The organism is Mesorhizobium sp. M8A.F.Ca.ET.207.01.1.1 (assembly GCF_004794715.1).
GTDB lineage: Bacteria > Pseudomonadota > Alphaproteobacteria > Rhizobiales > Rhizobiaceae > Mesorhizobium.
The window spans coordinates 1-424 of sequence record NZ_SRUS01000108.1; the positions used below are offsets into that span (position 1 = coordinate 1).

A 424-nucleotide genomic window follows, 5' to 3' on the forward strand; every position below is an offset into this window, starting at 1 on the left:
ATCTCTATAGCAACGTCAAGGAGAAGCGCGAGGTGTTGCAGATGTGGTCAAATCACATCGAATGGCTGATCAAGCAGGCTGCGGATGACGCTCTGGCGGCGTAGCTGCTGGCATGGGCGGAAGATGCGGCGCAACAATCGTCAGAGGCTCATCGAATTGGAGATCATGCTTGACCAGCAAATGCGCGGCCAATGCTTCGATGGCCGACCAGTGATCGAGTACTAGCCGGGCCGTGCAATCTTCGATCCGCCCCCAATCGGGGCGGCGCGGCATCAGGAACCGCAACTCACCATAGATTCGCTTGGCATCCGCGTAGTCGCTGCTCCCCTCATTCCCATCGGACGCATTCATCGCCATATCGCGCGGGTCCAGATAGCCTTCGAATGCGGATTCTGCAAAAGGACCTGCCAGACACGCAACTATC

1 protein-coding gene is annotated in these 424 nt (G+C 57.5%); it reads right to left on the reverse strand.

Translation table 11 applies throughout. From position 1 onward, the window contains the following. Positions 1 to 69: 69 nt before the first annotated feature. Positions 70 to 424: hypothetical protein (locus EN850_RS36660; protein WP_189522918.1), on the reverse strand; the 355-nt coding region annotated here is incomplete at its 5' end.